Origin of the sequence: Brucella sp. HL-2 (assembly GCF_025846885.2) — a bacterium.
GTDB classification, from domain to species: Bacteria; Pseudomonadota; Alphaproteobacteria; order Rhizobiales; family Rhizobiaceae; genus Brucella; species Brucella quorumnocens.
This window is the reverse complement of record NZ_JAOYTK010000006.1, coordinates 122018-143409: the sequence shown is the minus strand read 5'-3', so window position 1 is coordinate 143409 and position 21392 is coordinate 122018. Positions and strand designations below refer to the sequence as shown.

Below are 21392 nucleotides of genomic sequence, written 5' to 3'. Positions count from 1 at the left end.
TTTTACTTGATTTGCGCTTTCACGAAACCCTTGACGATACCGACGATACCGCGCCCTAGAATCTCATCAAGCGCTGCGATGAACTCATCAACATGCGCGCGACCGCAAATAAGTGGCGGCTCAAGGCGGATCACGTTGCGATTATACTCGGTGAAAGCCACCAGCACGCCATGGTCCCGCAAGAGATGGCTACCGATAAAGCCAGGTAGCGAGCCTTTCAACTTGTCGTCGAGCATGGCGAGCACAGGGCGAAGTACCATTGGCATGGCCTTCGAGAAGTCATGGAACTCAAGTCCCACCATCATGCCCTTGCCCCGGACATCCTTGATAAGCGTCGGATATCGTCCGTGCAGCTCTTTCAAACGATCAAGCAGATAGTCGCCGTTTTCTGCCGAGTTATCGATCAGATGCTCATCGTAAAGCACATTGATCGTTTCAATCGAGGTAATGCAGGCTTCACCGATGCCACCGAAGGTCGCCATGGCATGGATCATCGCCGTTTTCGGCGTTCCGTAAGCTTTCATATAGACGTCGCGCTTGGCAATCATCGCGGCCATCGCTGTCTTGCCGCCTCCCAGCGACTTGGCAAGGGCAGTCACATCGGGAATGACGCCGTAATGCTCAAAGGCATAGAACTTGCCTGTACGGCCAAAACCGCACTGCACTTCGTCCGCCACCCAGATCACGCCATACTGATCGCAAAGCTGACGCAACTTCTGCCAGAAGGCAGCATCGGCCTGAATGATTCCGCCGCCGCCCTGAACGGTTTCTAGCACAATAACGCCAATTTCCGGATCAGAACGGAACGCGCTTTCAATGGCATCAATATCGCCGAACGGTACGCGAACCGTATTATCGACCAGCTTGAACTCACCGCGGTAAAGCCCACCATCGGTGATCGACAGCACGCCCTTGGTCTTTCCGTGGAAAGAGTTTTCAGCATAGACAATCTTCGGCTTCTTAGGGCCTGCGGCACGTTCTGCAACCTTGATCGCAGCTTCCATGGCTTCCGAACCGGACGAGCCTAAGAAGACCATATCAAGATCGCCTGGCGAACAGGCCGCAATGTCATAAGCCAATGCGGCCGCATATTGCGACATGAAGGCGATGGCAATTTCGTGCCGCATTTCTTCCTGAAACTTGCGGCGCGCTTCGAGAATGCGCGGGTGATTATGCCCAAGAGCAAGCGAGCCAAAGCCACCGAAGAAATCAAGTATCTTGCGACCGTTCTGATCAAAGTAATACATGCCTTCGGCACGTTCGATTTTCACCTTGTGAAATCCGAGCAGCTTCATGAAATGCAACTGTCCCGGGTTAAGATGTCCGGTGAAAAGCTCGGTCATGCGCGGCAGATCGAGCGCCTTGGCATCTTCTACAGTCAGAAGCTTGGGCTTGGGCGTGTGGTTGGCAACAGCAACCGTGTCATGTGTCGTAACTGTCTTTGTCATGGTTTGGTCCTCACGCCGCCTTCGATGCATCGGCAAGTTTCTTGCGATATTCGCTATAGGCTGCGATCAGCATGTCCTCATCACGATATTGCGGTATCCAGCCCAATTCCCGTTCGCCTTTTGAAACATCGAGAACGCACATTTCATCGGCAATCAGATATTGCTCCGGGTCCATCAATGGCTTGTTGAGCCAATCGAGGAAGTCCAACGTGCGCTTCACGGCCCATGCGGGGGTCGGCACCAGAATGGATTTTGATCCTGCATGCTTGACCAGATCACCGAGCAGTTTACGCACCGGCGGCGGATTGAGCGAGCCGAGATTATAAACCTCATTTGGAACGCCCGCCTTATAGGCAGCATAAGCCGCCGACGCGCAGTCAAACACCGAAATAAACTGATAAGGGTTCTTGCCCGAGCCGATCATCGGAACCGGCAGATTATTATCGATGAGCTTGAACAGCTTTTCGAGAATGCCAAGGCGTCCCGGTCCGATAATGAGACGTGGACGGAACAGCGAAATATTCATGCCGCGCGTGCGCCACTCAGCGGCCAGCTCCTCGGTCTTGAATTTCGACAAACCATATTCACCAAGCGGATTGCAGGGATGATCTTCTTTCTGCGGCCAGACATAGGTGTGGCCATAGACCATATCTGTCGTGAAATGCACGAGACGTTTTGCGCCCGCTTCGTCCATCGCCTTGATAATGTTTTCCGTACCGTAATAGTTGACCGGGAAGAAGAAATCGTGACGCTTGGCACGCACCTGAAGGGGTGACAGCATCTTGGCAGACAGATTATAGACCATGTCATCGGCGCGAATGCCAAGTTTGCGGATCGCCTCCGGGTCAGTCACATCGGTATGGACAAATGTCACATCGTTATAATGCGCGAGATCGCTTTTCACGATATCCGCGACAATGACTTCATGTCCATCGGCGAAAAGCATTGGAGCTAGATAGCGCCCCACAAAGCCATCGCCACCAAAAATAATATGTCTCATAATCCTGCCCCGACTTTAAAATTAGAGCGCATCCCGAAAAGAGTGAACCGGCTTTCGGATAGGATGCGCGTTAAAGCAAATAGCTAGAACGCCGATCTGATCGTATCAGATCGAAACGCGCTCTAAACTGGTGAGCGGTCGTGAACGGCCGCATTGTGTTCGGCATTCGGCGTCTTACCGCTCTGTGCGATCAGCACTGTTCCGATGCAAATGAAAGCGATGCCCGCGATTTTGTAGACGCCCAGTTCTTCCTTGAACAAAAGCCACGCGAAAACTGCCACGGCAACATAGGCAAGGCTCAAAAAAGGATAGGCAAAAGACAGATCGACTTTTGAGAGCACATACATATGTGATGCCATGGAAATCACAAACATGGTCAGACCAGCGAAAACCCACGGATTAAAGACAATTTGAAATATCCTATAAATCAGCGTATCCGCAGTATAGCTGGCATTACTAAATGACATCATGCCATATTTGAGCAGCAGCTGTGCTGCCGCGTTGGTCATGACTGTAAAGAGAATGAATGGGATATATTTCATCGCCTGTCCCGTGGTTTAATTTTTTAATGCGGTACGCCGCCAGAAATCGGAGCAGAACCGCGCATCGCGCATGTCTTCAAGCTGCTGCCACTCTGGAAAGCCCGCCTTAAGTGTTTCAGAACTCATGCGCTGGTCCTTGTAGGGATTGACGCGCCCACCTGCTTCAATCGTCATGCTGTCGAGCTGCCCAAGCAGTGCAAGCGTCTTCTGCCCTCGATTGGGGAAATCCATCGTCAGAGTATAGCCCGGTTTCGGGAACGACAGGAGCCCCGGCGAACGCAGATCGCCAAACCGTTTCAACACCGTCAGGAAAGACGCCTGACCTGCCGCGCGACTTGCAGCCAGCATGGCTGGAATAACATGTTGAGCATGGTCAAACGGTATCACGCTCTGATGCTGGTACAGCCCTGCAGGGCCATAAAGCCTATTCCAGTTCCTAACCCCGTCGAGCGGATAAAAGAAACTCGCAAAGCTGACCAGATGTGGCGCCTGTTTGCGGCGTTTGGCATGGTAATAAAGATTATTGAACGCAGTCAGGCTCGGCCCGTTCAGCATTGAAAACGGTAAGTCGAATGGCACGCCAAATTTGGCCTCACCGCTCTGCCCCGCACGATTACCGTTGATCGCATGATTACCAATCAACAGCACGCCACGCCCTTCAGATCGACCACTCGCCAATTGATCCACCCAGGCAACCGCATATTCATTGTGGCGGTCGCAATCTTCCGCAATCGCGAAATACTCGGACAGGTTTTGGAACGGCGTAATGCGTTCCTCGACATCGAGAGAGCCAACCGGCATCAGACGGATACGGGCGTTGAGGATCAGCCCGGTCAGGCCCATGCCACCAATTGTTGCTGAAAAGAGTTCGGCATTTTCGGCGCTCGAACAGATGTAATGCACACCATCAGAGCGCAGGAGCTCCAGGCTCTCCACATGGCTACCGAAAGTGCCGCGTAAATGATGGTTCTTGCCATGCACATCATTGGCAATCGCGCCGCCCAGTGTCACAAAACGCGTGCCTGGGGTTACGGGCAGAAAATAACCCTGTTTAGCAACTGCCTCGATAATTTCACTCAACAACACACCGGATTCAGCTTCAAGAATGCCGGTATGGACATCGAAGCTTATTATCCTAGCGTGGGTCCGCATCGATACAAGCAATCCTGCGTCATTATGGCAGCTATCGCCATAAGAACGGCCATTGCCAAAAGCGAGCAGACTTTCCGGGCCTTCCAGGTTGGAAAACACATCATCGAACGCAATGGCGTTTCGCCTGTGACGATCTATGCGTCCAAAACTGTCAAACGATTGGTCCATCATCGCATCCCGGATACGAATAGCAAGACTGCACCAATGGCTATCACTACCTGACTGCGCCAGTCATTGGCGAGAAACACGACAGGATCGTCATCCATTTCCTTGCGATGCGCCAAGATCCATACGCGGATGATGATGTAAAGAACGATGGGCACCAGCGGCCAGATCAGCCATGGATAGGTGTAGAGCTCCTGAACCGCAGCACTGTTGATGTAAAGCGCCAGAACCACCACAGCCGTAAAGCCGGAAGCGACGCCACTTTGGCCAACAATGTCTCTATCTTCGGGACGATAACCGCGACCAGCGATACGGTCTTTTTCTGTAACTGTCGAATGCTGCAATTCGACATAACGTTTCACCAGCGCCAGCGACAGGAAGAAGAACATTGCAAACGCCGTCAGCCAGAACGACTGTGGAATTTCGGTCGCTGCAGTTCCGCCCAACAGCCGCAAAGTATAAAGTGCTGCAAGACAGATGACGTCAACCAGCAATGCCCGCTTCAGCACCAGTGAATAGGCCGTCGTGGCAACCAGGTAGAGACCGATAACCAGCGCAAAAATCGGCGGCAGGAAAAAGCAGGTTGCAGCTGCGATCAACAAAAGCAGCGCTGACACCTTGAGCCCGAATGGAATGCTTAATGCACCACTTGCGAAGGGGCGCGAATGCTTTCTGGCATGCTGGCGATCAAGCGGCAGATCAATGATATCATTAAGAATATAGATCGCCGAGGCAGCCGCAGAAAACGCAATAAACGCGAGGATAGAAGCCAGAAACACCTCGGGAAAGAAGATGGTGTGAGCGAGGATTGCGGGAACAAAAACCAGAAGGTTTTTGAGCCATTGATGAACTCGCAGCATTTTCAAATACGGCTTGATGCCCGCTGCCCTTTTCTCAAAAAGCCGACTACCATTGGCTTTCTGAAAATGCGCAGCTGCGCGATCCGGGGCAACGACAATCACGTCCCGTGCAGCTTCGAAGACGGCTATATCGGCGCGGTCGTTACCCGCATAGTCAAAACCTTTCGGGCCATAATGTTCTGTAAGAGCCTGCGCTTTGCGATGCGAAGAAAGATTGTTTTTGCCTGTCGTGGTCAAAACAGCCTCAAAAATACCGAGCTCCGAAGCAACCGCTTGCGCCAGTGGCTCTGCTGCTGCGGTCGCCAGAACCAGTCTGCGCCCGTTGGCATGTTCCTGACGAAGATAATCAAGAAACTCCTGACGATACGGCAACAATGAAGCATCAATAACGATGCGGCGCGCAATTTGCTGCTTGAGATGGGCCTTGCCGGACAAGAGCCAGATCGGCATCAGAAAAAGATAAAGCGGGTTCTTCTTCAGAAGAACGAAAGCGCTCTCCCAAAGCAAATCTGTAGCGACGAGCGTCCCGTCGAGATCCACCGCCAAAGGCAGTTCCTGGCTCTTTAGCCGCTCATCCATTTTTCGTCATTACCCTCAAACCCGCCCCGGCAACTCTCGTCGACCAAGCCCCCTTGGCAACACAAAAGACGAAAGTACAAATGAACAATGATTAGTCTTCTCTACAATCGATAATTGTTATTGATGGGCTTGTCTCTACCAAACTGCCCTTTAAGCAATCGCTACGAGTTTTGGTTAATAAACGCGCCATCCTACATAATCGCTGGTCTATCTTTTCATCGCGTAATATAAGGCGTTGATTATTTTCCAGCTTGATCTGCGCTTACAGCAGGAACGCCTCAGGTTTAGAGCCGACCATGAATATTGAATCTGCCTTGAATGACGGTTCCAATGTCTTCGAACTGGCACCAATTTCCCTGTGGCTTGAGGACTATAGCGGATTGCGCGCGCAGTTCGAACAATGGCGTGCACTCGGCGTTACGGACCTTAAGTCCTTTCTGAAAGAAGACACTAGCCGCTTGCGCATCTGCACGAGCCTGATCCGTGTCATCAAAGTCAATCGCAAGACCCTGTCTCTGTATGAGGCGCGAGACATCAATCATCTGATTGAAAACCTGGAACGCGTGTTCCGCGACGACATGCTCGATCCGCATATTGATGAAATGGTTCAGCTCTGGAACGGCGGCAACGCGTTCATGAGCGATACGGTAAATTATTCGCTAGGCGGCAAGCGTCTCGACATCCAGCTCAAAGGCGTGGTTTTACCGGGCCATGAGGAAAGCTGGGATCGCGTTCTCTTGTCCATCGAAGACGTGACAGCGCGTGAAGAGGCGCGACGCCAGCAAAACAAGCACAAGCAGCACGCAGAAGGCCTGTTTGAGCATTCGCCTGTCTCGCTTTGGGTGGAAGACTTCAGCCGTATCAAACAGCTGATGAACGATATCCGCGAGCGCGGCATTGTTGATTTCCGTGTTTTCACCGATGTGCATCCGGAATTCGTCCGCCAATGCATGAGCGAAATCCGTGTTTTGGATATAAATCGGGAAACGCTCGAACTGTTTCTTGCACCGGACAAAAAGACACTTCTGCAAAACCTGCCGAATGTTTTCAAAGCCGATATGGAAACCAATTTCCGTGAGCAACTGATTGATCTCTGGAATGGCGTGCTGTTTCAGCGCCGTGAAGTTGTCAATTATGCACTCGACGGAACCGAACGGCATTTGCTTCTACAATTTTCAGTCCTACCGGGCCATGAAGAAGACTGGTCGCTTGTTCAGGTCGCACTTGCTGACATTACGGCACGCAAGAAAGCCGAAGCCTATCTTGAATATCTTGGCAAGCATGATGTGCTGACCAAGCTGCATAATCGTGCCTTCTATGTTGATGAATTGAACCGTCTTGAGCGCAAGGGACACGCACTTGTCTCAATCATCATCATCGATCTCAATGGCTTGAAAGCGGCCAATGACCAACTTGGACATGCGAGTGGCGACGGCTTGTTGCGCCGCATCGGTGAAGTGCTGAATGAGGCCGTCAAGCTGCCAGGCCACGCGGCCCGTATTGGCGGCGACGAGTTTGCAGTCGTGCTGCCCTATGTCGATGAACGCGGTGCAGAGGCCGTCATGGAAGATATTCGTCGGCTGGTCGATATCAACAATCAGTATTATTCACAGCTGAAAATCGAACTCTCGATGGGATCTGCCACCAGCATGCCCGGCGAAAAACTGGAAACAGTCGCCAAGCGCGCCGATCTTCTGATGTATGAGGACAAGCGCAAGCATTACTCGGCGGAAGCTCTGCGAAAGTCGCAGCTGCCGCTGTAGAGCGGTTCACTCTTTTGGCTCAAATGCTCTCATCATCAAACTTGATGACCGTCTTGCCACGCGTGAGATCGGTGACGAGCTGGGCCAGTTCCCCGTGAACAACGAGCGGCATGGCGCCCGTCATTTCCACACCGGTTCCTGTGAAATTTTCGTTCGCAATCGTGACATGCTCGACTGCGGTCAGGCGAGCCTTGAGGAGTGCGTGATCTGAAAAATCACAAGCCAGCGCGAAGCCTATCACCGGGATCACTTCAGTTTTCTCGGCTTGCCGCAGGCACATCGCAGCCGTACCGCCATAAGCCCGCATCAAACCGCCGCTGCCCAGCAGTATGCCCCCGAACCAACGCGTTACGACCACAGCAATATTATCAAGCTGTTGCCCATCAATCGCTTGCAGAATGGGTTTACCCGCCGTGCCACTCGGCTCTCCATCATCGCTGAAGCGATAATTCTGCCCGATGCGCCAGGCCCAGCAATTATGGTTCGCGGCAAGATCGGAATGCTCAGTCAGAAAATCCTTCGCAGCCTGCTCATTCGCCACGGGTGCAGCAATGGCCAGAAACCGGCTCTTCTTGATCTCCTGCGTGACAGTTTCAATGCGGCTGATGGTGAACATGGCTTTCCTGCAAAAGGTATTTCGGGGGCCTAGCATTTTACGTTGCGGATGACGACCCCTTATGCCCGCGTTAGCATTGCACACATGCAAACTTGGGTATAAGGCAATGAAAAATGAGCCGCACTTCCTGCCTGCCGCTCACCCCTGCCGATAATATGAAAGGTCCGCCGATGTTCGAATTGATTGTGAGAAACGCCAATCTTCCCGACGGACGTGAAAAGCAAGACATTCTCGTCAAGGACGGCAAGATTGCCGATATCGTCCCTTCCAAGGGCGAGCATCAGGCAGCCAAGGAAATTGATGCTTCCAACCGTCTGGTGACACCGCCTTTCGTCGATCCGCATTTCCATATGGACGCGACCTTGTCGCTCGGTCTGCCACGCCTCAATCGTTCTGGCACGCTACTGGAAGGCATCGCGCTTTGGGGCGAATTGAAGCCCATGCTAACCGTTGAAGCCATGGTCGAGCGCGCTTTGCGCTATTGCGATCTGGCGGTCAGCCAAGGTTTGCTCGCCATCCGCAGCCATGTCGATGTTAGCGATCCGCGTCTGCTCACTGCCGCCGCGATGATCGAAGTGCGCGAAAAGGTGAAGCCTTATATCGACCTCCAGCTCGTGGCTTTCCCGCAGGACGGTTATTACCGCTCGCCGGGTGCGGTTGATCTGGTCAATCGTTCACTCGATATGGGCCTTGATGTTGTGGGGGGTATTCCGCATTTTGAACGTACCATGGCCGATGGCGCAGCATCACTTGAAGAACTCTGCCGCATTGCTGCCGAACGTGGCCTGCCCGTTGATATCCACTGCGATGAGACCGACGATCCAATGTCACGCCATGTCGAGACGCTGGCGGCGCAGACAATGCGTTTCGGTCTTCAGGGCCGCGTATCCGGCTCGCATCTCACTTCCATGCATTCCATGGACAATTATTACGTCTCCAAGCTCATTCCGCTGATTGCGGAAGCTCAGATGAACGCTATTCCGAACCCGCTGATCAACATCACGTTGCAGGGTCGCGCCGACACTTATCCGAAGCGTCGTGGCATGACCCGTGTACCGGAACTGATCGCGGCAGGCGTGAATGTCGCCTTCGGCCACGACTGCGTTATGGACCCTTGGTATTCAATGGGTTCTGGTGACATGCTCGAAGTCGGACACATGGCCGTTCATGTGGCGCAGATGACATCAATTGAAGGCAAGAAGCAGGTCTTCAATTCTCTCACTGACAATTCGGCGAAGGCGCTTGGCCTCGAAGGTTACGGCCTTGAAAAAGGCTGCAATGCAGATTTCGTGGTGCTTCAGGCACGCGACCCGCTGGAAGCGCTGCGCCTTAAGGCCAACCGCCTGACGGTGGTCAAGCGCGGCAAGATCATCGCCGAGACCCCACAACGGATCAGCACTCTCAACCTCGAAGGCCGTCCGTCTTCGGTTGACGGTGCGGAATACGCGCCCATCGGCTAACAATATCAAGAGTTTCGACCTATCCGACATGTCGCTGGATAAAAGAACCGGAACAGTCGCGGCGGAAAACCCATGCCTAATTTTCAGGCCGCAAGCTAATTCGCTTGAATTCGAGGCAGATTGAGCAAAGATATGAACCGTTGCTCAGTCAATCTACTCACACAAAACGAAGCAACCGGCTGCACTTTCCGGCGCGCTGAAAACACTCAAGAGGGGTTCTCATGAACAGAACATCAAAATTCACTCGCCGCGACATTCTTGCGATGTCTGCGGCTCTCGGTGCGACCGCAATTTCGACGCGCGTTTTTGCTGCAGACGAGAAGCTCAAAGTAGCTGGCATTCACGCTTCGCCGGTCGAAAATGCGTGGAACTCGCGTCTTCACGAAGCGCTCAAGCAGGCTCATGACGAAGGCGTCATCGAGTATGTTTTCTCGGAAGGCGTTTCGGCCAGCGATTATCCCCGCGCGATGCGCGAATATGCCGAACAAGGCATCAAGCTGATCGTCGGTGAATCCTATGCCGTTGAACGCGAGGCGCGTCAGGTTGCAGGCGATTATCCGCAGACCACCTTTATCATGGGTTCGTCCGGAAAGGCACAGGGCGATAATTTCGGCGTGTTTGGCACGTGGAATTTTGAAGCAGCCTACCTCGCTGGCATGCTGGCAGGCGGCATGAGCAAGTCGGGCACATTCGGTTCAGTTGGCGCTGTGCCTATCCCGGAAGTCAACATGCTCATCAACGCATTCCAGGATGGCGTCAAAGAAACACGCCCGGATGCGAAGTTCAATGCCTCGTTCATCGGCACATTCTTCGACCCGCCGAAGGCACGCGAAGCTGGTCTCGCCCAGATCGACGCGGGTGCAGACATTCTGTTTGGCGAACGTATCGGTACAGCAGACGCAGCCAAGGAACGTGGCATTAAGGCAATTGGCTCGCTGATCGACTACACGCCCCGTTATCCAGACACCGTTTTCGCCAATGCGATGTGGTATTTCCGCCCGATCCTCAACGCGGCCATTGCTGATGTGAAGGCAGGAACGCCAACCGGCAAGGATTACACCCCGTTTAGCCTCATGAAGGAAGGCGGCAACGATATCGTTTACGTCAAGGGCGCAGCTCCTGCAGAAGTCGAAGCCAAGATGGAAGCGCGCCGCGCCGAGATCAAAGCTGGCACTTTCAAGATCGAGCCAAATCCGGCTGAGCCTAAGTAATAAACATTCAGGGCAGCAGAAGTGGCACTCGACATGAAGCAACAGGATGCAACGGCGCTCGCCAATGCGATCGCGAAAGGCGTTTTGACTGCGCAAGAGGCCATGAATGCTGCCATTGAAGCCGCAGAAATATGGCGCCCTCTGGGCGCCATTACATATCTCGATGCAGAACTTGGGCGCCGCAATGCGACCGCCGTCGATATCAATCCGGAGAAAGCCTCCTTCGCTGGTGTGCCATCACTGTTCAAAGATCTGGGCGGACCTTGCGCCGGTTTGCCGATCCGTCTCGGCTCACGTGCCTGTATGAATGTATCGCCGGAGCTTGATTCAGAACTGGCAGTACGACTGCGCAAAGCCGGGCTCAATTTCTTCGGAACGACCACAGTGCCCGAGTTTGGCATGGCGCTTTCAAGCGAGCCAATAGACGGGCCTGTCGCACGTCATCCTTTCGATGAGGCACTGTCCCCTGCCGGTTCCTCCGGTGGTGCAGCAGCAGCCGTTGCTGCAGGCATCGTTTCGATAGCCCATGCAACAGATGCAGGTGGCTCGATTCGCGTTCCGGCCGCCACATGCGGACTTATCGGGCTCAAGCCAAGTCGTGGTGCCATGCCTGCGGGTCCGCATTTCGGCAATTATCTTGCAGGTATCGCAAGCGAGTTCGCCCTTTGCCGCTCGATTCGCGATGCAAAAACGCTGTTCCCATTCGTGGCCGGAAATTGCGAAAGCTTCATTCCCGATGTGGCACTCACATCAGGAGCCATGCCTCAAAAATTGCGTATCGGCATCATTTCAGGAGATCTTGCCAAATATCCGGTGACGACTGAACGCAGACAAGTGGTTGCTGACGCCGCACGTTTCATCGAAGCTCAAGGCCATGTGATCCGTAACATCGACGCGGAAACGCTCGCACCACTTATTGATGCCAGCGCCATCGCCTTCGACAGGATCATTTCTGCCAATCTGGCAGCGGCAATTGATGCATTTTCGATTGATGAAGACAAGCTAGAACGGCTGACGCGTGCGGTGGCTTCACGCGGTCGCAAGATGAGCGCTGTCGCACTCTACGACGCCATGAATGGTGGCGTGATGACCGCCTATCAACTTTGGCAGATTTTCCACGATATCGATGTGCTCATCACACCCATGCTGGCGCGTGCGCCGCAGCCAATCGGCTCATATCCAATGGATCACGACGATGTGGATGCGCATTGGCATAAGATGAACGCCTTTGCGCCTTATGCGGCACTGGCTAATATTTCCGGCTTCCCGGCGCTTTCGATGCCTTTTGGAACGGATGCGGATGGTATGCCACTTGCAATTCAGTTGATTGGACGAATGGGAGCAGACAATCTTCTCTTGAACCTTGGCGAGGTGATGGAAGAGGATCATCGCTGGCAGCACAAATTTCCCGTTGCGGGGTTAAACACATGACCACAACAGTTCTTGAACTGCAAAACATAACCAAGCGCTTTGGCGCATTAACCGCCAATGACGATATTTCGCTAAAGCTTGAACGCGGCGAAATCCTCGCTTTCCTCGGCGAAAATGGCGCTGGCAAGACCACGCTGATGAACATTCTCTTCGGTCATTATGTGCCCGATGAAGGCCGCGTTTTCGTCAAAGGTATCGAAATCCCACAGGGCAAGCCACGCGCTGCAATCGATGCGGGCGTTGGCATGGTACACCAGCATTTCACACTTGCACCGAACCTCACAGTGCTTGAAAACATCATCACCGGCACCGAAAACCTCTGGAAGCTGAAATCGTCGCACGGCGCGGCTCATGCCAAGATCGCCCAGATTGCAAAACGTTTTGGCTTGCAGGTCGATCCCGATGCACGGCTTGGCGACCTATCGGTTGGCGAACAGCAGCGGGTGGAAATTCTCAAGGCGCTTTATAACGACGCCGACATTCTCATCCTCGATGAGCCGACCGCCGTTCTGACCACGCAGGAAGCGGAGGGTCTGTTTGCGACGCTTAAAGAGATGGCGCGTCAGGGCCTGTCACTGATTTTCATTTCGCACAAGCTGCATGAAGTCATGTCGGCCGCTGACCGCGTCGTGGTGCTGCGCGGCGGCAAGCTCGTGGCTGAACGCAAGGCCACGGAAACATCCAAGGAAGAACTGGCCGAACTGATGGTCGGTCGCCGTGTTTCCCGCCCTTTGCGCGCCGCTGCAACACCAGGCGAAACATTGCTTGAAGCTAAAACTGTTACCGTCTTGGAAGACGGCGCAACGCGCCTGACCGACCTCGATTTTCACCTGCGCGCTGGCGAAACACTTGGCATCATCGGCGTTTCCGGTAATGGACAGGCAGCGCTTGGGCGTCTGGTTTCGGGGCTCAGTCAACCTTCCAAGGGCACCCTCGTGATGTTTGGGCAACCGGTCGAAAAGTTCGATCCACGGCAGTTTGTGGCGGACGGTGTGGGCCGCATCCCGGAAGATCGCAATGCGGAAGGCGCAATCGGCGATCTCACACTTTGGGAAAATGCCGTGCTTGAACGCGTGCGTGATCCACAGTTCTCCAGTGGGCTTCTGGTCAACCGAACGGCTGCGCGTGAATTTACCGACCGCATTATCAAGGATTTCGATGTGCGCGGCGGAACACCTGACAGTCGCATTCGCCTGCTTTCCGGCGGCAATATGCAGAAGCTCATTTTGGGCCGCAATCTTGAAACTGCGCCGCGCATCCTCATTGCCGCACAGCCGACACGCGGGCTCGATGAGGGCGCCGTCGCAGCCATCCATGCCCGCATTCTGGAAGCCCGCGCCAAGGGTGCTGCCGTGCTGCTGATCTCGGAAGATCTCGACGAAATTATCGGACTTGCCGATCGCGTACAGGCTATCGTCAAAGGCCGACTCTCACCACCGATTGATGCGGAAGAAGCCAATGCGCAAAGACTGGGCCTGATGATGGCCGGTGAGTGGAGCAAAGCATGATCCCGAAAAGTGTGAAGCGGTTTTCGGATAAGATTATGCTCAATCAAGCAAAGGGGCTCAACTGATGCGTATTGAACGACGCGAGACACGGCCCGTGGCTTTGGTGGCAACCGCTCCGGTTATCGCGGTTCTGGTTGCTTTCGTGCTTGCTGGCCTGTTGATTGCCTGTGCTGGCGCACCAGTGTTCGAATCTTTTCGCCAGATCGCCATTGGAGCATTCGGCAACAAGCTCTCGATCACTGAAACATTGACGCGCGCCACGCCTTTGATGCTGACCGGCCTCGCTGCAGCTGTCGCTTTCCGATCCAAGCTCTGGAATATCGGTGCGGAAGGCCAATTTTATATGGGCGCTCTTGCAGTGGTCGCGTTCGGTACGCAATTGCAGCTTCCAGCCCCCTTGCTCATTCCGCTTTTGCTGATCGTTGGCGCGATTGCGGGCATGATCTTTCTGCTGATCCCGCTTGGGTTTCGCCTGCATTTCGGTGTCGATGAAGTCGTGACTACGCTGCTGCTGAACTTCATCGCCGTATTGTTCGTCTCGATGATGATCGAAGGACCGATGAAAGACCCGCTTGCCTTTGGCTGGCCGCAGTCAGAACCAGTTCCCGATGCAGCCGTGCTGCCGAAAATCATGACAGGCATGCGCCTACATATCGGCATCGTGATCGCCATCGCGCTCGCACTCATCATTGCCTATGTGCAGAAGCGTACTGTCTTTGGCCTTGAAACCAAGGCCGCCGGTCTTAATCCACGCGCGGCGCGGTTTGCTGGTGTGCCACTTGGAAAAACACTGGTGAAGGTCGCCTGCATCTCCGGCGGTCTTGCAGGACTTGCCGGCGCGATTCAGGTTATGGGCGTGAAGGGCTATGTAACGACCGATCTGTCGCCCGGTTTCGGCTATTCCGGCATCATCGTCGCCATGCTTGCTAATCTCAACCCTATCGGCGCGATCTTTTCGGCACTCTTTGCTGCCGCCATGTTCGTCGGTGCTGATGGGATGAGCCGTGCTATCGGCATTCCTAGCTTCATTGCCGACGTCACCGTCGCCCTTTCGCTGCTCGCCATGCTGGTCGCATTGTTCTTCACCCAATACAGGATCGCCCGATGAACGAGTTGATGGATATCCTGCTTTCCGCTGGCCTTTGGGTTTCAGTGCTGCGCATCGCAACGCCACTGATTTTCGGCACGCTCGGTGCGCTTTATTGCGAACGCGCTGGCGTTCTCAATCTCGGCATCGAGGGTATCATGACCTTTGGCGCGATGATCGGCTGGCTGACGGTTTATAATGGTGCGGACCTTTGGGTGGGTGTGCTTGCCGCTGCGGCTTCCGGCGCGTTGTTCGGCCTGCTTCATGCAGCGCTCACCGTCCCGCTTGGTCTGTCGCAGCATGTGGTAGGCTTGGGCATCACGCTTTTTGCATCGAGCCTCAGCTATTTTCTGTTCCGTCTTCTGGTGCCCCTTTCTTCGACCCCACCGACAATTACACCATTCCAGCCGGTTAATCCGTCCTGGCTTGCAGATATTCCGTTTATCGGACAGGTTTTTGGCACACAGACCGCGCTCACCTGGCTTGCTATTCCGCTAGCGCTCCTGCTTGGTTATGTGCTGTTTCGCACGCCGCTCGGCCTTGCTATCCGCATGACCGGCGAAAATCCACATGCTGCCGAAGCGCAAGGCATCAATCCGATCCGGGTTCGTATTTTCACGATCATGTTCGGTAGTGCCCTGATGGCCGTGGGTGGCGCGTTCCTAACACTCTCTGCATTCAACTCGTTCTTCCCAACCATGATGCAGGGTCGCGGCTGGGTATGCATTGCACTCGTCGTATTTGCCTCGTGGAAGCCAGCGCGCGCACTTCTGGGCGCATTGCTCTTCGCGCTCTTCGATGCGTTCCAGCTGCGCTTACAAACGGTTTATGGCAAGGCCGTGCCATATCAGCTCTTCCTGATGATCCCATATATCATGTCAATCGTGGCGCTTATCGTCATGGCGCGCCGTGCACGCGTACCACAGGCGCTGATGCAGCCTTATCGCCGCGGCGAAAGATAATCAAAAGGGCGGCTGCAAATTGCAGCCGCCCTTTTGATTTGCGACGTCGATATTATACGCTAAAGCGCTTCTGACCATCCATCCAGGTTTCACTGACTTTAATCTTGCTGATCTTTGTCGGGTCAACCGTTGTCGGATCTTCCTCAAGAATTGCAAAATCGGCACATTTGCCTTCTTCGAGACTTCCGACGATATCATCCATTCTGCAGTGATAGGCTGCATCAATGGTTACACCGCGCAGCGCCTGCTCGACCGGGATACGTTCATCCGGAAAGAACACTTCACCACCGTCATTCATGACACGTGCAACAGCGTCCTCGACATAGCGCAGCGGTTCAATCGGCGTCACGTTCCAATCGGAGTGGAAAGAGATACGCAAGCCTTCGGCCAGTGCGGTTGCGCAAGGATCGTAGAATTTTGCGCGATCAGGCCCTAGAATTTCATCGCGGAACGCCTTGCCCCACCAACGCACATGTCCGATGAGAAATGACGGCTGCAGCCCCAGCTCCTTTGCCTTTTGCATCTGCTCCTGATGGAAGATGCTGCAATGCTCAATACGATGACGATGATCGTCGCGTGGCGTTTCCTTCAACACAGTTTCGTAGGCCGCAATCGTCGCATCGATCGCGGCATCGCCATTGGCGTGAACACCGACCTGCCAGCCACCCTGATGCGCCCGGCGGATCGTAGCGGTCAGCTGTTCAGGCGTGTAATTCATCGCGCCACGATCATCGGTTCCGAGATAGTTTTCGCGCTGATAGCCGGTGCGTGCCTGATTGGAACCGTCCGCCCAGGCCTTGATACCGTCATAACGATAGAGATCGCTGCCACGTCCCGGCTTGATGTTCATTTTCTCCCACTGGTCCATCGCGGTTGAGACCAGCATGCCGCGATATCGGATCGGCGGGTTCTGTGACATAACCTGATCCAGCAATGCCAGATGCTCCGCCGGTGCCATCATTCCTACGCCGCAGTCATGCAGTGATGTGCAACCAACCGATGCGGCCTTATCGAGCATACGTCGGATGCTGGTCGAAACGTCAGCAGCCGTTGGCAGAGGCATCTTCTCAATGAAGGCGTTGAATGCAGGCGGCTCTTCAAGGCGACCGCTCAACTGGCCGGCAGGTGTTCTGACGTAGCGCGCCTCAGCAGGATTCGGTGTCGAATCGGTGATACCTATAAGTGCAAAGGCCTTGCTATTGGCATAAGCGATATGACCATTGCTCTCCATCATGAAAAATGGATTGTTCGGTGCCAGCTCATCCAACTCCGCCAATGTCGGAACATGCGCCCCCTTGGTGATGCTTGGATCGAATTGCTTGGCCCGCACCCATTCGCCTTCACTGGCCTTGCTGACGCCACTGCGTAGCGTGCTCCAGACCTGTTCGAATGTTGGCGTGGTGATAGGGCTGACATCGATCCAGTCGTCCATGACGACAAAGACCGAATGCATATGCGGATCGATCAGACCCGGCATCAGCGTTCTGCCATCCAGTTCTACGATACGCGTGGTTTTATCGCGAAACTTATCGACATGATCTGTCGTGCCGACTGCAAGGATACGGTTTCCACGTACAGCGATTGCCTCGGCCTTCGGTGTTTCACCATTGAGCGTGAGAATGGTTCCACGACGAAAGATCACATCAGCCGGGGCATTGGCGCTCGACAGGTTGCCCTTGGCCATAGCTGGTTCCACGGCGGTTGCAGCAAAGGCTGAAGCAGCAGCACCGCCCATGTACTTAAGGAAGTCGCGTCGTGAAGTGGTATGCTTAAATACAGCTATCAGTCCAGGATTGCAGGCTAAACACATGGGTCGCATTTCCTATAAATGGGAATACTTTGCCTTACCCATCAAAAGGAACAACAAAAAACACAAATACGCAAATAAAATTAGAAAACTAATTTATATTATATTTACCTAATATATTGCCCACTCATTCCATCCCCGAATTTACTTAAAATTAGAAACAAAAACGGCGCCTAAAGGCGCCGTTCTTTTGCAGAATTAAAGCGGATCAAGCAACGCTCGACTTACCGCTCTTTTCAAAGCGCTTGCGCTCATTTGGATCGAGATAGAGCTTACGAAGACGGATCGACTTCGGTGTCACTTCGACGAGTTCGTCGTCCTGAATCCAAGACAGAGCGCGTTCCAGCGTCATACGGATCGGAGGCGTCAGCTTCACGGCTTCGTCCTTGCCCGAGGCACGAACGTTCGTAAGCTTCTTGCCCTTCAATACGTTGACTTCAAGATCGTTATCGCGGCTGTGGATGCCGATCAGCATGCCCTGATAAACCTTGACGCCAGCGTCAATGATCATCGGACCACGATCTTCAAGGTTGAAGAGCGCGTAAGCAACGGCTTCACCCTGATCGTTGGAAATCAGAACGCCATTGTTACGGCCCGAGATTTCACCCTTGTATGGCTGATAATCATGGAACAGGCGGTTCATGATCGCCGTACCGCGTGTATCGGTCAGAAGTTCCGACTGATAGCCGATAAGACCACGGGTCGGTGCGTAGAAGACCATACGAACGCGGTTGCCGCCCGAAGGACGCAGCTCGACCATTTCGGCCTTGCGCTCGGACATCTTCTGAACAACGGTACCGGAATATTCTTCATCAACGTCGATGACGACTTCTTCTACCGGCTCTAGCATTTCGCCGTTTTCGCCTTCTTTCATGACGACGCGCGGACGCGAAACGCCAAGTTCGAAGCCTTCACGGCGCATGTTTTCGATCAGAACAGCAAGCTGCAATTCGCCACGACCGGAAACGAAGAAGGAATCCTTCTCGCTTGATTCTTCGATCTTGAGCGCAACATTGCCTTCGGCTTCTTTCAGCAGACGATCGCGGATAACGCGGCTCGTTACCTTGTCGCCTTCGGTGCCAGCATAAGGGCTGTCATTGACGATGAAGGACATGGTCACTGTTGGCGGATCGATTGGCTGTGCTTCAAGCGGCACGCTTACGGATGGATCGCAGAACGTGTCAGCAACCGTACCCTTGGAAAGACCGGCAATAGCAACGATGTCGCCTGCATGGGCTTCTTCAATCGCCTGACGCTCGATACCACGGAACGCGAGGATCTTGGAAATACGACCGGTTTCCAGAAGCGAGCCGTCCTGACCGAGAACCTTGACGGCCTGGTTGGACTTGATCGAGCCCGAATGAATACGACCGGTGATGATGCGTCCGAGGAACGGATCAGCTTCGAGGATCGTACCGATCATGCTGAACGGGCCTTCGGCGACTTTAGGCTGCGGAACGTGCTTGAGAACCAGATCGAACAAAGGAGCAAGACCTTCGTCCTGCGGACCTTCCGGGTTCAGCGCCATCCAGCCATTGCGGCCTGAACCGTAAAGAACCGGGAAGTCGAGCTGTTCGTCAGTCGCGTCAAGATTTGCGAAGAGGTCGAACACTTCGTTGATGACTTCTTCATGACGACCATCCGGACGGTCGATCTTGTTGATCGCAACGATCGGACGCAAGCCAACCTTGAGCGCCTTACCAACAACGAACTTCGTCTGTGGCATTGGGCCTTCAGCAGCGTCAACGAGAACGATAGCGCCATCCACCATCGAAAGGATACGCTCAACTTCACCGCCAAAGTCGGCGTGGCCTGGCGTGTCGACGATGTTGATACGGGTGTTCTTCCAGACAACAGAGGTCGCCTTTGCAAGAATCGTGATCCCGCGCTCACGCTCGATATCGTTGGAGTCCATCATGCGTTCGGCAACGCGCTGATTGTCACGGAAAGAGCCGGACTGCTTCAGCAGTTCGTCGACCAGTGTGGTTTTGCCATGATCGACGTGTGCGATAATAGCGATATTACGCAATTCCATATGGAGATCACTTCTATATGAGTTGGGAGCCGCGCCAAGATAGATGCACGGAAAATCAATGGGGCGCTCTTACAGGTTTTTTTGCGTTTTAGAAAGGGGCAGCGCGAAACTGCCCCTCAATTAACCCGAAAAGGCCGGATTTATTTGCTTTTTTACACTGCAATTCTGACAGTTTTTTGAATTTCTTTGGCGTGTCGTTATCGAAAAACCGGTTGCCACTTTTTCGCCACATGCCTGAAACTCATAAAAGCGTTCCGGAAAGAATGACCAGCGCGACACTGAAATAGATCACCAGGCCCGTCACATCGACCAAAGTGGCAACAAAGGGTGCCGATGCGCTAGCTGGATCAAAGCCAAGTCGTTTGAGAATGAATGGCAGCATTGACCCCGTTACAGAGCCGAATGTCACGATGCAGACCAGCGCCATACCGACAGTTGCGCCCACCAGAATCCAGTGTTCGCCGTAATCGTAAATGCCGAGCTTTTGCCATAGCGCAATACGCACCATACCAATCAAGCCCAGAAAACTGCCCAGCGCCAGACCAGTCGGCACTTCGCGGATTGCTACCCGCCACCAGTCCTTCAGCCTGACTTCCTGAAGTGCAAGCGCGCGGATGATCAGTGAAGTTGCCTGCGAGCCGGAATTACCGCCTGAAGACATGATCAATGGAATAAACAGTGTCAGAACGAGTGCTTTTTCCAGCTCCAGTTCAAAATGCTGCATGGCACTTGCGGTTAGCATTTCTCCCAGGAACAGAATGCCGAGCCAGCCGGCGCGCTTCTTCAGCATCTCGCCAAAGCCGATACGCATATAAGGCTTGTCGAGCGCTTCCATACCGCCGAAACGATAAGCGTCTTCGCTTGCTTCTTCTGTCATGGCATCCAGCACATCATCGACAGTGACAATGCCGATGATGTGGCGGCTGTCATCGACAACAGGAACAGCAAGCAGATCGTGTTTACGGAACAGGCGCGCCACATCCTCGCGATCCGCATGCGGCGAGATCGTGATTGGATCATCATCGCGAGCGAGCGACAGGATAGGCTCGTCCAGCTCGCGAATGATAAGACGACGCAAACTGACGACACCCATCAGAACCCGGCTTTGCGGATCAACCACATAGATCGCGTAAACCGTCTCACGCGTGCGCTCGACCTTACGGATATGATCGAGCGTCTGCCCGACATTCCAATTCGAAGGCACAGTGATGAATTCGATGGTCATCAAGCTACCAGCCGTGTTTGGCGGATAGCCCATCAGCTTTTTCAGCGCGGCCTTGGTTTCTGGCGCGAGAATAGGAAACAAGCTTGCGCGGTCGGCATCTTCGAGTTCTTGAAAGACGTCAGTAGCGCGGTCAGCCGACATTCCATCCAGCAACTGGCTGGCAATGTTGGGTGGAAGTGTGGCCAGAATTTCGGTTGCACGTTCCAGTTCCGGCTGATCAAGCAGTCGGATGGCATCTTCGTGCGAAAGCTGGGCGATAACTGCGACCGCATCATCGGCATCCAGTTCATTGACGATCTCGACCGCGTCGCCTGTACGAATATCGGCGATGCGGCTGGCAATTGCTGCAGCAGGGAGGTCGGCAACATTGAGCACTTCAGAGACGAAGTTGTTGTCGGTCATAAGGGCTTGCCTTTCTGTCGATCCGCCGTCAAAGACAGACCGTGCAAGCCGACCTCAAGCGATCAGATCACGAACTGCCTTGACGGCTGAAACAATCGACTGTGACTGTCGCTTGGCATAAGAGAATAAAGCTCCGGTT

Annotated in this window: 16 protein-coding genes; 7 read left to right on the top strand and 9 right to left on the bottom strand. The window is 53.9% G+C overall.

What is annotated here, in order from left to right; translation table 11 throughout:
- Positions 1-2: 2 nt before the first annotated feature.
- The 5 genes from OIV19_RS10685 to OIV19_RS10665 all read right to left on the bottom strand — a co-directional run bounded on the left by OIV19_RS10685 (position 3) and on the right by OIV19_RS10665 (position 5746).
- A complete protein-coding gene (locus tag OIV19_RS10685; protein ID WP_264231616.1) occupies positions 3-1448 on the bottom strand; it encodes an aspartate aminotransferase family protein in 1446 nt (481 codons plus the stop codon).
- A 10-nt stretch (positions 1449-1458) separates the two neighbouring features.
- Entirely contained in the window at positions 1459-2448 is a 990-nt protein-coding gene (locus OIV19_RS10680) for an NAD-dependent epimerase/dehydratase family protein (protein ID WP_095445018.1), read from the bottom strand.
- A 122-nt stretch (positions 2449-2570) separates the two neighbouring features.
- On the bottom strand, positions 2571-2990 hold the full coding sequence (locus tag OIV19_RS10675; RefSeq protein ID WP_264231615.1) for an EamA family transporter: 420 nt from the start codon (positions 2988-2990) through the stop codon (positions 2571-2573).
- Between the two features lie 15 nt (positions 2991-3005).
- Positions 3006-4310: an FAD-binding oxidoreductase gene (locus OIV19_RS10670; protein ID WP_264231636.1), complete on the bottom strand. Its 1305-nt coding sequence runs from the start codon at positions 4308-4310 to the stop codon at positions 3006-3008.
- Entirely contained in the window at positions 4310-5746 is a 1437-nt protein-coding gene (locus tag OIV19_RS10665) for a UbiA family prenyltransferase (RefSeq protein ID WP_264231614.1), read from the bottom strand. The genes OIV19_RS10670 and OIV19_RS10665 overlap by 1 nt, the downstream gene beginning before the upstream one ends.
- Before the next feature lie 296 nt (positions 5747-6042).
- Between OIV19_RS10665 and OIV19_RS10660 the strand changes: the two genes are divergently transcribed.
- Positions 6043-7509 (top strand): sensor domain-containing diguanylate cyclase, encoded by a 1467-nt coding sequence (locus OIV19_RS10660; protein WP_151091097.1) that lies wholly within the window; start codon positions 6043-6045, stop codon positions 7507-7509.
- A 19-nt stretch (positions 7510-7528) separates the two neighbouring features.
- On the opposite strand, the gene OIV19_RS10655 is transcribed toward OIV19_RS10660, so the two are convergent.
- Positions 7529-8125, bottom strand: coding sequence for an IMPACT family protein (locus OIV19_RS10655; protein ID WP_264231613.1), 597 nt, complete (start codon positions 8123-8125; stop codon positions 7529-7531).
- A 170-nt stretch (positions 8126-8295) separates the two neighbouring features.
- On the opposite strand from OIV19_RS10655, the gene OIV19_RS10650 reads away from it, so the two are divergent.
- The 6 genes from OIV19_RS10650 to OIV19_RS10625 all read left to right on the top strand — a co-directional run bounded on the left by OIV19_RS10650 (position 8296) and on the right by OIV19_RS10625 (position 15784).
- Entirely contained in the window at positions 8296-9585 is a 1290-nt protein-coding gene (locus tag OIV19_RS10650) for an amidohydrolase family protein (RefSeq protein ID WP_264231635.1), read from the top strand.
- Positions 9586-9806: 221 nt separating this feature from the next.
- Positions 9807-10796 (top strand): BMP family protein, encoded by a 990-nt coding sequence (locus OIV19_RS10645; protein WP_264231612.1) that lies wholly within the window; start codon positions 9807-9809, stop codon positions 10794-10796.
- Between the two features lie 33 nt (positions 10797-10829).
- Complete coding sequence (locus OIV19_RS10640) at positions 10830-12227, top strand: amidase (protein ID WP_264231611.1); 1398 nt, start codon at positions 10830-10832, stop codon at positions 12225-12227.
- Entirely contained in the window at positions 12224-13735 is a 1512-nt protein-coding gene (locus OIV19_RS10635) for an ABC transporter ATP-binding protein (protein WP_264231610.1), read from the top strand. The genes OIV19_RS10640 and OIV19_RS10635 overlap by 4 nt, the downstream gene beginning before the upstream one ends.
- Positions 13736-13799: 64 nt before the next feature.
- Positions 13800-14843: an ABC transporter permease gene (locus tag OIV19_RS10630; RefSeq protein WP_264231609.1), complete on the top strand. Its 1044-nt coding sequence runs from the start codon at positions 13800-13802 to the stop codon at positions 14841-14843.
- Positions 14840-15784 (top strand): ABC transporter permease, encoded by a 945-nt coding sequence (locus OIV19_RS10625; RefSeq protein WP_151091103.1) that lies wholly within the window; start codon positions 14840-14842, stop codon positions 15782-15784. The genes OIV19_RS10630 and OIV19_RS10625 overlap by 4 nt, the downstream gene beginning before the upstream one ends.
- 52 nt (positions 15785-15836) lie before the next feature.
- Here the strand turns inward: OIV19_RS10625 and OIV19_RS10620 are convergent, their stop codons facing one another.
- The 3 genes from OIV19_RS10620 to mgtE form a co-directional block, all read right to left on the bottom strand.
- Positions 15837-17594 (bottom strand): amidohydrolase, encoded by a 1758-nt coding sequence (locus OIV19_RS10620; RefSeq protein ID WP_264231608.1) that lies wholly within the window; start codon positions 17592-17594, stop codon positions 15837-15839.
- Between the two features lie 205 nt (positions 17595-17799).
- Positions 17800-19626 (bottom strand): translational GTPase TypA, encoded by a 1827-nt coding sequence (gene typA / locus OIV19_RS10615; RefSeq protein WP_151091105.1) that lies wholly within the window; start codon positions 19624-19626, stop codon positions 17800-17802.
- Positions 19627-19867: 241 nt separating this feature from the next.
- Positions 19868-21253, bottom strand: a complete 1386-nt coding sequence (gene mgtE / locus OIV19_RS10610; RefSeq protein WP_151091106.1) for a magnesium transporter — start codon at positions 21251-21253, stop codon at positions 19868-19870.
- Positions 21254-21392 lie beyond the last annotated feature (139 nt).

What these genes read in the sequence shown, in the direction of transcription:
- OIV19_RS10650 (WP_264231635.1), top strand. Translation starts at nt 8,296, where the DNA reads ATGTTCGAATTGATTGTGAGAAACGCCAATCTTCCCGACGGACGTGAA.
- OIV19_RS10620 (WP_264231608.1), bottom strand. Translation starts at nt 17,594, where the DNA reads ATGTGTTTAGCCTGCAATCCTGGACTGATAGCTGTATTTAAGCATACC.
- typA (WP_151091105.1), bottom strand. Translation starts at nt 19,626, where the DNA reads ATGGAATTGCGTAATATCGCTATTATCGCACACGTCGATCATGGCAAA.
- OIV19_RS10645 (WP_264231612.1), top strand. Translation starts at nt 9,807, where the DNA reads ATGAACAGAACATCAAAATTCACTCGCCGCGACATTCTTGCGATGTCT.
- OIV19_RS10655 (WP_264231613.1), bottom strand. Translation starts at nt 8,125, where the DNA reads ATGTTCACCATCAGCCGCATTGAAACTGTCACGCAGGAGATCAAGAAG.
- OIV19_RS10675 (WP_264231615.1), bottom strand. Translation starts at nt 2,990, where the DNA reads ATGAAATATATCCCATTCATTCTCTTTACAGTCATGACCAACGCGGCA.
- OIV19_RS10680 (WP_095445018.1), bottom strand. Translation starts at nt 2,448, where the DNA reads ATGAGACATATTATTTTTGGTGGCGATGGCTTTGTGGGGCGCTATCTA.
- OIV19_RS10660 (WP_151091097.1), top strand. Translation starts at nt 6,043, where the DNA reads ATGAATATTGAATCTGCCTTGAATGACGGTTCCAATGTCTTCGAACTG.
- OIV19_RS10625 (WP_151091103.1), top strand. Translation starts at nt 14,840, where the DNA reads ATGAACGAGTTGATGGATATCCTGCTTTCCGCTGGCCTTTGGGTTTCA.
- mgtE (WP_151091106.1), bottom strand. Translation starts at nt 21,253, where the DNA reads ATGACCGACAACAACTTCGTCTCTGAAGTGCTCAATGTTGCCGACCTC.
- OIV19_RS10635 (WP_264231610.1), top strand. Translation starts at nt 12,224, where the DNA reads ATGACCACAACAGTTCTTGAACTGCAAAACATAACCAAGCGCTTTGGC.
- OIV19_RS10670 (WP_264231636.1), bottom strand. Translation starts at nt 4,310, where the DNA reads ATGGACCAATCGTTTGACAGTTTTGGACGCATAGATCGTCACAGGCGA.
- OIV19_RS10640 (WP_264231611.1), top strand. Translation starts at nt 10,830, where the DNA reads ATGAAGCAACAGGATGCAACGGCGCTCGCCAATGCGATCGCGAAAGGC.
- OIV19_RS10665 (WP_264231614.1), bottom strand. Translation starts at nt 5,746, where the DNA reads ATGGATGAGCGGCTAAAGAGCCAGGAACTGCCTTTGGCGGTGGATCTC.
- OIV19_RS10630 (WP_264231609.1), top strand. Translation starts at nt 13,800, where the DNA reads ATGCGTATTGAACGACGCGAGACACGGCCCGTGGCTTTGGTGGCAACC.
- OIV19_RS10685 (WP_264231616.1), bottom strand. Translation starts at nt 1,448, where the DNA reads ATGACAAAGACAGTTACGACACATGACACGGTTGCTGTTGCCAACCAC.